The 8,226-nt window shown below is 59.6% G+C and carries 8 protein-coding genes; 2 read left to right on the top strand and 6 right to left on the bottom strand.

Annotated elements, in window-relative coordinates; translation table 11 throughout:
- Positions 1 to 89: 89 nt before the first annotated feature.
- The 4 genes from KGB21_RS29085 to KGB21_RS29070 form a co-directional block, all read right to left on the bottom strand.
- Positions 90 to 1,049 carry an AraC family transcriptional regulator gene (locus tag KGB21_RS29085; RefSeq protein ID WP_317846759.1) on the bottom strand — a complete coding sequence of 320 codons (960 nt, stop codon included), beginning with the start codon at positions 1,047 to 1,049 and terminating at the stop codon, positions 90 to 92.
- 149 nt (positions 1,050 to 1,198) lie between these two features.
- Entirely contained in the window at positions 1,199 to 2,128 is a 930-nt protein-coding gene (gene catA / locus KGB21_RS29080) for a catechol 1,2-dioxygenase (protein WP_223507513.1), read from the bottom strand.
- 55 nt (positions 2,129 to 2,183) lie between these two features.
- Positions 2,184 to 2,474: a muconolactone Delta-isomerase gene (gene catC / locus KGB21_RS29075; RefSeq protein WP_223507512.1), complete on the bottom strand. Its 291-nt coding sequence runs from the start codon at positions 2,472 to 2,474 to the stop codon at positions 2,184 to 2,186.
- A 10-nt stretch (positions 2,475 to 2,484) separates the two neighbouring features.
- The gene (locus KGB21_RS29070) at positions 2,485 to 3,633 is read right to left on the bottom strand and encodes a muconate cycloisomerase family protein (protein WP_223507511.1); all 1,149 of its coding nucleotides are present in this window, start codon (positions 3,631 to 3,633) and stop codon (positions 2,485 to 2,487) included.
- A 127-nt stretch (positions 3,634 to 3,760) separates the two neighbouring features.
- Between KGB21_RS29070 and KGB21_RS29065 the strand changes: the two genes are divergently transcribed.
- Entirely contained in the window at positions 3,761 to 4,645 is an 885-nt protein-coding gene (locus KGB21_RS29065; RefSeq protein ID WP_034150960.1) for a LysR family transcriptional regulator, read from the top strand.
- A gap of 135 nt (positions 4,646 to 4,780) precedes the next feature.
- Here the strand turns inward: KGB21_RS29065 and KGB21_RS29060 are convergent, their stop codons facing one another.
- On the bottom strand, positions 4,781 to 5,680 hold the full coding sequence (locus KGB21_RS29060) for a polysaccharide deacetylase family protein (RefSeq protein WP_223507510.1): 900 nt from the start codon (positions 5,678 to 5,680) through the stop codon (positions 4,781 to 4,783).
- Positions 5,681 to 5,830: 150 nt separating this feature from the next.
- Entirely contained in the window at positions 5,831 to 6,778 is a 948-nt protein-coding gene (locus KGB21_RS29055; protein ID WP_223507509.1) for an ABC transporter substrate-binding protein, read from the bottom strand.
- Positions 6,779 to 7,075: 297 nt separating this feature from the next.
- Here KGB21_RS29055 and KGB21_RS29050 point away from each other — a divergent pair, with 297 nt between their 5' ends.
- The gene (locus tag KGB21_RS29050; protein ID WP_223507508.1) at positions 7,076 to 8,062 is read left to right on the top strand and encodes an aliphatic sulfonate ABC transporter substrate-binding protein; all 987 of its coding nucleotides are present in this window, start codon (positions 7,076 to 7,078) and stop codon (positions 8,060 to 8,062) included.
- Positions 8,063 to 8,226: the final 164 nt, after the last annotated feature.

The following is an 8,226-nucleotide window of genomic DNA, read 5'->3' as shown; positions in this document are numbered from 1 at the left end:
TGCCGAAGGCTGCGATCTTTTGATCTTGTTTTTTAAGATCAAGATCAAAAGATCGCAGCCTTCGGCAGCTCCTACAGGGGTTTCCGATTTCAGTGCCGGCGTTTTAGGGTATCGGACGGCAGTTCGCCGAACTGCTTGCGATAGCTGTCCGAAAACCGTCCCAAATGTAAAAACCCGTAATCCATCGCCACTTCCGTGACGTTGCGCACGTTGCAGGTCGGATCGCTCAGGCAGGCGTTGATGCGTTCCAGGCGTTTCTGGCGGATGTAGTTTTTCGGCGTGGTCCCGGCGCTGCGCTCGAACAGGCCGTATAGCGAACGCAGGCTCATGCTGGCCTGACGCGCCAGTTCTTCGCTGTCGATGTCTTGCTTGAGGTTGCGCGCGATGTAATCGGCGATTGTCTCGAAGGTCGCCGCAGGGGAACCGAGGCTGACGCGACTGACGTTGGTCTTCATCAGGCTGAGCATCTTGCTGACGATAATCTGCGTGTAATGCTCCTGCACCCGCGGAATCTGCTCGGTGGCTTCGGCTTCCTGGCAAATCATCGCCAGCAGGTTGACGAAACCTTCGAGTTGATTGAGCTGATAGCGATTTTCCACAAAGCGCACGCCCTGCCCCGGATAGTGCCAGCGCTGTTCGTCGCACACGGATTCGAACAAATGGGTGGGCACTTTCAGGATGAATTTTTCGCAATCGGCGGAGTACGTCAGGTCCACCGGATCGTCGGGATTGATCAGAAGGAGTTCGCCGGGGGCGAAGTAGTGTTCCTGGCCATGCCCGCGCCACAGGCAGTTGCCGCGCAGCAGCACTTGCAGGTGGTAGATGTTCTCCAACGCGCCGGAGGTCACCCGCACACTGGCGCCGTAGCTGATACGACACAGGTCGAGGCTGGCGAATTTTCGATGATCGAGGCTGGCCAGCGGTCGGCCGGCCCGGGGCATCAGGATGCAATGGTTGCCGACGTGCTGATTGACGTAGCCAGACACCGCGTAGGGGTCGGCATGGTCGAATACTCTGCTGCGCTGACTCAACAGTTGCGCTTGCATCATCGGGTCACTCTGGTTGTTATGGGTTGCGTCGGGACATTCTAGGGCAGTCCTTGCAGCGGTGTATCAATGCACCGACCTGTGGGCGCTTCAGCGAACAACACAAATCCCCTGTAGGAGCTGCCGAAGGCAGCTCCTACAGGGTTTTGCGATCAGTCCTCGAGGGCGCGCACACGCTCGTGACGCTGCTGCTCCTCAGGCTGGGCAGACGATTGCAGGGTGAAATCGAACTCGATTTCGGCAAAACGACCGCTCACACCATGGGCAGCGGCGCGCTGCTGATCGTCGCTGAAGGTGATCTTGGCGATCAGCTCGTCACGGGTGGCGTAGGCGAAGTCGTCATGCAGGTACTTTTCGCCATCCAGATTGATCTGAGTCGTCAGGTGACGATGATCCGGCGCCGAGATGAAGAAGTGCACATGCGCCGGACGCTGACCATGGCGACCCAGTTGATCGAGCAGTTGCTGGGTCGGACCGTCCGGCGGGCAGCCGTAGCCCGACGGCACGATGCTGCGGAAACGGTAGCGGCCATCGGCGTCGGTGACGATGCGGCGACGCAGGTTGAATTCCGATTGGGTCGAGTCGAAGTACGAGTAAGTACCGCCGGTATTGGCGTGCCAGACATCCACCACGGCACCGGCCAGAGGTTCGCCTGCGGTGTTGAACACGCGACCTTGCATGAACAGGGTCACACCCGGATCGACGCCGTCATCCAGACGCGCTTCGCCTTGCGACAGCGGGGCACCGGCGACGTACAGCGGGCCTTCGATGGTGCGCGGCGTGCCGCCGGATTTGCCGGCCTGTTCGTCTTCGGCATCCATCAGCAAGTCAAGGTAATGCTCCAGACCGAGCCCGGCCACCACCAGCCCGGCTTCCTGACGCGCACCCAGCACGTTCAAGTAGTTGACCGCTTTCCAGAACTCTTCCGGGGTCACGGCGAGGTCTTCGATGATGTTCACCGAGTCACGCAGGATGCGGTAGATCAGGGCCTTGGTCCGTGCATCGCCAGCATCGTTGTGCAGGCCGCTGGCTTCTTCGAGAAACTTCTGGACTTCGGCAGTGTGGGAAATCTTGACGTTCATTTTGTTAGGTTCCTCATCTTGTAATTATTAGCGTAGCGATCTGAGCAGGCTGGGCTCAGCGGTCATCGTCACGAATCGAAGAAGGATGCCGGCACATCGCATCGATCTCGATGGCCATGTACGGAAACAGTGGCAATTGCATCAGCAGGTCATGCAGTTCCTGAACGCTGTCGACGTCGAACACGCTGTAGTTGGCGTAATGTCCGGCGATGCGCCACAGGTGACGCCACTTGCCTTGATCTTGCAGGCGCAAAGCCAGGGCTTTCTCGTCAGCCTTGAGCTTTGCGGCCGCTTCAGAATTCATATCGACCGGCAAATTCACGGTCATCTTTACGTGGAACAGCATAATGCTCTCCTCAGGCTTGATGAATGGCAGTGGATGTTTTGTCGCGGCGGAAAAACGCCAGGCGTTCTTCATCCAGGCTCAGGCCAAGACCCGGGGTCTTCGGCACGTGCAGTTCGAAATCGCGATACACCAGCGGTTCGCTGAGAATGTCTTCGGTCAACAGCAGCGGGCCGAACAGCTCAGTGTCCCACGCCAGTTTGTTCAGGGTAACGAAGGCATGCGCCGAGGCCATGGTGCCCAGGCCACCTTCGAGCATGGTGCCGCCGTACAGGGCGATGCCGGCCGCTTCGGCGATCGAGGCGGTGCGCAACACGGCGCGTGGGCCGCCGTTCTTGGCGATCTTCAGGGCGAACACCGAAGCCGCACCTTCGCGAGCCAGGTTGAACGCGTCTTCCACACATTCGATGGATTCGTCGGCCATGATCGGCGCCGGGCTCATCGCGTTCAGACGAGCCATGCCAGCGCGGTTGTTGCGCGAGATTGGCTGCTCGATCAGGTCGATGCCGTTGGTACCGAGGATCCGGCAGGCACGCAGCGCGACTGCTTCGTCCCAGGCCTGATTGACGTCGACCCGCACACTGGCGCGGTCACCCAGGGCTTTCTTGATCGCAATCACGTGGGCCAGGTCACGGTTCACTTCGCCGGCACCGATTTTCAACTTGAAGATGCGATGGCGGCGCAGGTCGAGCATTTTTTCCGCTTCGGCGATGTCCTTCTCGGTATCGCCGCTGGCCAGGGTCCAGGCCACTGGCAGCGCATCGCGAACGCGACCGCCGAGCAATTCACTGACCGGCAGGCCGAGGCGTTTGCCCTGGGCGTCGAGCAACGCGGTTTCGATGCCGGACTTGGCGAAAGTGTTACCGCGAATACTGCGCTCCAGGCGCAACATGGCGGCGTTGACGTTGCCGCTGTCCTGGCCGATCAACAGTGGCGCGAAGTGTTTATCGATGTTGGTCTTGATGCTGTCAGGGCTTTCGTTGCCGTAAGCCAGGCCACCGATGGTGGTGGACTCACCGATGCCCTCGATGCCATCGGCGCAACGCACGCGAATGATCACCAAGGTCTGGTTCTGCATGGTGTGCATCGCCAGTTTATGCGGGCGGATGGTCGGCAGATCGACAATGATCGTCTCGATCGACTCAATGGCTGTTGCAAGCATTTCGATACCCGTCAGGTTCTTGAAGTTCTGGAATCGATTCTCGTACGGCTTTTTTCTGGATGCCAATATAGAATTGGTCTGACTTGATACCTTAAAGGTATGCAATTGATCGGCGACTGGAGGCCTCATGGAACTGCGTCACCTGCGTTATTTTCAGGTTTTGGCTCAAACCCTCAACTTCACCCGTGCCGCCGAATTGCTGCACATCGCCCAACCGCCCCTGAGTCGGCAGATCCAGCAACTGGAAGACGAATTGGGCGTGATGCTGCTGGAGCGCGGGCGTCCGCTGAAGCTGACCGACGCTGGGCGGTTTTTCCATGAACACTCCACCGCCCTGCTCGAACAACTGAACAAGGTCTGTGACAACACCCGACGCATTGGATTAGGCGAAAAGACCTGGCTGGGCATCGGTTTTGCGCCGTCAACTTTATATGGCGTGCTACCGGAACTGATCCGGCGCTTGCGCAGCGGCGAGCCTTTGGAGCTGGAGTTGGGGCTTTCGGAAATGACCACGCTGCAACAGGTGCAAGCGTTGAAGGCGGGACGCATCGACATCGGCTTCGGTCGTATCCGCATCGATGACCCGGCCATCGTCCAGACCGTGTTGACCGAAGATCGCCTGGTCGCCGCCCTGCCCGCCGGTCACCCGTTGCTCGCCGGCCCCATCAGCCTGCGTGACCTGGCGAAAGAACCCTTTGTGCTGTACCCCGGCAACCCGCGCCCGAGCTACGCCGACCATGTGATCGCGCTGTTCGAATCCTATGGCGTGAGCATCCATGTGGCGCAATGGACCAACGAATTGCAAACGGCGATCGGTCTGGTGGGTGCCGGTATCGGGGTCACGTTGGTACCGGCCTCGGTGCAATTGCTGCACCGCGACGACATCGGCTTCACCCCGTTGCTGGAAGACAACGCGACCTCGCCAATCATCCTCAGCCGACGGGTGGGCGATGTGTCACCGGGGTTGAATCATTGCTTGCGGATGATTGATGAGTTGTTGCCAAGAAGTTAAGTAAAACCCTGTGGCGAGGGAGCTTGCTCCCGCTGGGCTGCGAAGCGGCCCCATAATCTGCCACCGCGATCATTCAGGAATACCGTATTGCGACTGCTGCGCAGCCGAGCGGGAGCAAGCTCCCTCGCCACGAGGTCAGTGTGAATCGCTGCTCCATATCCAGTTCCAGAACCCCGGCAATTTCACCGGTTGCGAACTGTCGCGCACGGTACGCGCCATCGCCGCCCGTTGCAGGGCGTCGGTGTCGATGTAAAACGGTTGCTCTGCGACCTTCACCCCCGTCTCGCGGGCGCTGTCGACAAGGATTTGCAGGTACTCACGGGTATGCCGGGCGGTGTAGCGATTGAGGTCATGGAAGGTCACCACCACCGGAATCACCCCGTCCACCACCGGCAACTCGCCCAACGCAATGCGCTCGCGCACTTCGGACATTGAACGCAGGAAATGCGCCCGGCGCCGGGGGCTGGCGTTGAAGCCCCAGATCTTGCCGTCATTGGCACTTAAATCGGTCAGCAGCACGTGCAGGCCATGCTGCTGATACGCGGCGAAAGTGCGTTTGTCGTAGTTCCAGAATGGCGGACGCAGCAGCGTCGGTGCCGCACCGGTGATCGCGGCGATGTCAGCGCTGCCATCGGTGAGGGCTTGTTCGAGCGCTTGCGGGTCGAGGGAACGATGGTTGGTGTGCGAAGGCGTGGCGGTATGGAAACCCAGGATGTGTCCGGCATCCCGTTCGCGGTGCATGATCCGCCGCCCGATCTCGCTACCCCCGGCCCGTGAGGCCCGGGTCTGCACGAAGAACACGGCTTTGATGTCGGGTTGCAGCGGATTGCGTGCCAGGCTGTCGAGCACGGTTTCGGTGGGGTTCCATAAGCTCGATGCACTGGGGCCATCGTCATAAGTCAGCAAAAAGCGGATGGGGGGTTGCTCGCGCAGACGCTGTTCGGTCTGCGACGTCATTTCGATGGGCGCGGCGATGCAGCCCAGCAGACTGACTGCCATGGCAAACGCCGTTAGAACCTTGACCCACTGTTTCATGCTTTTGCCTTGAGTCAGACCGATTCGGTCAACACGTCGAATGGCAAAAATCCTTCGCCCGTAAATCCATCGTCGGCCCGCAGATGGCTGCGGGCCGAGGTTGGATCAGGGTAGACAGTGTTTGGTTCCGGTGCCGCCCAGCGCTATGGATTACTGGGTAAAAGACTGCTGGAAGGAGTTGTCGATGATCGGTGCCGTGGCCAGTTCGGCCGGCAGCGCCTTGACCTTGAACAGGAAGTCCGCGGTGCTTTGCAAATCCTTGGCGGCCTGCGCATCCACCGGGCCGACGGACATGTGGGCCTGGCGCAACCAGTGGCGGGAAACGTTCTGATCGAGGTTGGCCTTCTTCGCCCAGAGGTCGGCGTATTCGTCGGTGTGGTTATCCACCCAGGCCCGGGCCTTTTTCAGGCGTCCCAGAAAGTCGGCGATGGCCTCGCGCTTGCTGTCGATCGAAGGAGTCGACGCGGCAATGGCACTCAGGCCGGGCATCAGGTTTTTCGCGGTAAGAATCGGCCGCGCGCCGGAGAACAGGATCTGTTGGGAAATGTACGGTTCCCAGACCGGGAATGCGTCGATGCTGCCTTGAGGCAACGCGGCAGCGGCATCAATCGGCATCAACTTGATGAAGTCGACGTAGTCTTCCGGCAGATCGGCTTTCTCCAGGGCACGCAAGGTCAGTTGCTGACTCCAGGCGCCGGGCCAATACGCGACTTTCTTGCCTTTGAGATCAGCGATGGTTTTCACCGGCGAATCCTTGGGCACCAGCAAGGCGATGGTGTCCGGATTCTGCCGTGAGACACCGATCAGCTTGACCGGCGCCTGCTTGGCGGCGAGGAACAGAAAACCCGAATCGCCGAGAAAGCCGAGGTCCAGCGCACCGGTGTTCAAGGCTTCGGCCAGCGGCGCGGCGGCCTGGAAGTGCTTCCAGTCGACGGTGTACGGCGCCCCTTCCAGCACGCCCGACGCCTCCACCGAAGCACGCACGTTGTAGTAATTCTGGTCGCCGACGTGCAGGACGACGGGCTCGGCGGCGTAAGCCAATGGCGCGGCAAACAGGGCGCTGGTCAACAGACCGCGTACGAATCGGGACAGGTTCATCGGGGGCTCCTTGAAGGTGAGTGCGATAGACCATAACGCTCTTACAAGAAGCTTTTTAAATTCGATTTCTGCATAAGCTAATGTCCCGTGACACGCAGTGTTGGCCCAGCAACAGCCATTCAACAGAGTGCGTCATGCGGTACATCCCACGGCGCGTTCATGAGCCTCGAAGCCCCGAGACAGCGCGATTTCGAGAACATGGCACAGAGCCTGCAATATTCCTTTTATGCAGGAAGCATCCGAACAAAATAATTTTTTGGACATAAGAATCTCGCCGCCTTGCCCGGAGCCCGTTTCATGAAACCCACCTTCCGTTTTGCGAATTTCAGGTACCTGCTCAGCGCCTGCGCCCTGGCCCTGAGCCTGCAGCCCTTGGCCCAGGCTGCAGAAGCGCCTCCGGCCGAAGTGCATCTGGATTACGCCTATTACTCGCCCGTCAGCCTGGTGCTCAAGCACTTCGGCTTCCTGGAAAAGGCCTTGCCACAAACCAAGGTCAGCTGGGTACTGAGCCAGGGCAGCAACCGCTCGCTGGAATACCTCAATAGCGGTGGCGTCGACTTCGCCTCCTCCGCCAGCCTCGCGGCGGTCCTCAGTCGCGCTAATGGCAGCCCGATCAAATCGGTTTACGTTTATAGCCGCGCCGAATGGACCGCGCTGGTGGTGCGCAAGGATTCACCGATCAAAACCGTCGCCGACCTCAAGGGCAAGAAAATCGCCGCCACCAAAGGCACCGACCCGTACCTGTTCACCTTGCGCAGCCTGCAACAGGCCGGCCTGAGCAAAGACGATGTGGAACTGGTGCACTTGCAACATCCGGACGGCCGCACCGCGCTGGAGAAAGGTGATGTCGACGCCTGGGCCGGACTCGATCCGCACATGGCCGCCAGCCAGGTCCAGGCCGGTTCGCGCCTGTTGTATCGCAACACCAACTTCAACAGTTATGGCGTAGTCAGCGTCACCGACACCTATGCCAAGGAACATCCACAGACCATCGACACCGTTCTCAAAGCCTACGAACAGGCTCGGGAATGGTCGGTAAAAAACCCTGACGAACTGGCGAAACTGCTCGCCACGGAATCCGGCCTGCCACTGGAAGTGGCCAAGCTGCAACTGTCGCGCACCGACCTGAGCAGCCCGCAACTGACCGCCAAGGATGTCATCGCATCCAAGGCCGCCGCGCCGATTCTGGTTTCTGAAGAACTGGTACGGCGTGGGGTGAATGTCGATCAGGTGATCGATCAACTGATCGACACAGGCTTCAAGGAAACCGTCGCTCGTCAGTAAAAGCAAAAGATCGTCCGAACGCGGCCCGAGCCTGCGGTGTAGTGGTTCAGTTTTTTTAAACCATCCCGTAGGAGGATTAAGCCGCCTGTTGCTCGAACAGCGCAGGCGGCAAGTGGTTCGAGGCGGAGTGGCAACGGCGATAGTTGTAATGCGAGATGAATTCC

This window comes from Pseudomonas sp. GL-RE-29, from assembly GCF_019947275.1.
GTDB lineage: Bacteria > Pseudomonadota > Gammaproteobacteria > Pseudomonadales > Pseudomonadaceae > Aquipseudomonas > Aquipseudomonas fluorescens_A.
This window is presented reverse-complemented; position numbering and strand designations above follow the sequence as displayed.

Coding starts and splice junctions, on each gene's coding strand:
- KGB21_RS29085 (WP_317846759.1), bottom strand. CDS start 1,049: ATGATGCAAGCGCAACTGTTGAGTCAGCGCAGCAGAGTATTCGACCAT.
- catA (WP_223507513.1), bottom strand. CDS start 2,128: ATGAACGTCAAGATTTCCCACACTGCCGAAGTCCAGAAGTTTCTCGAA.
- catC (WP_223507512.1), bottom strand. CDS start 2,474: ATGCTGTTCCACGTAAAGATGACCGTGAATTTGCCGGTCGATATGAAT.
- KGB21_RS29070 (WP_223507511.1), bottom strand. CDS start 3,633: ATGCTTGCAACAGCCATTGAGTCGATCGAGACGATCATTGTCGATCTG.
- KGB21_RS29065 (WP_034150960.1), top strand. CDS start 3,761: ATGGAACTGCGTCACCTGCGTTATTTTCAGGTTTTGGCTCAAACCCTC.
- KGB21_RS29060 (WP_223507510.1), bottom strand. CDS start 5,680: ATGAAACAGTGGGTCAAGGTTCTAACGGCGTTTGCCATGGCAGTCAGT.
- KGB21_RS29055 (WP_223507509.1), bottom strand. CDS start 6,778: ATGAACCTGTCCCGATTCGTACGCGGTCTGTTGACCAGCGCCCTGTTT.
- KGB21_RS29050 (WP_223507508.1), top strand. CDS start 7,076: ATGAAACCCACCTTCCGTTTTGCGAATTTCAGGTACCTGCTCAGCGCC.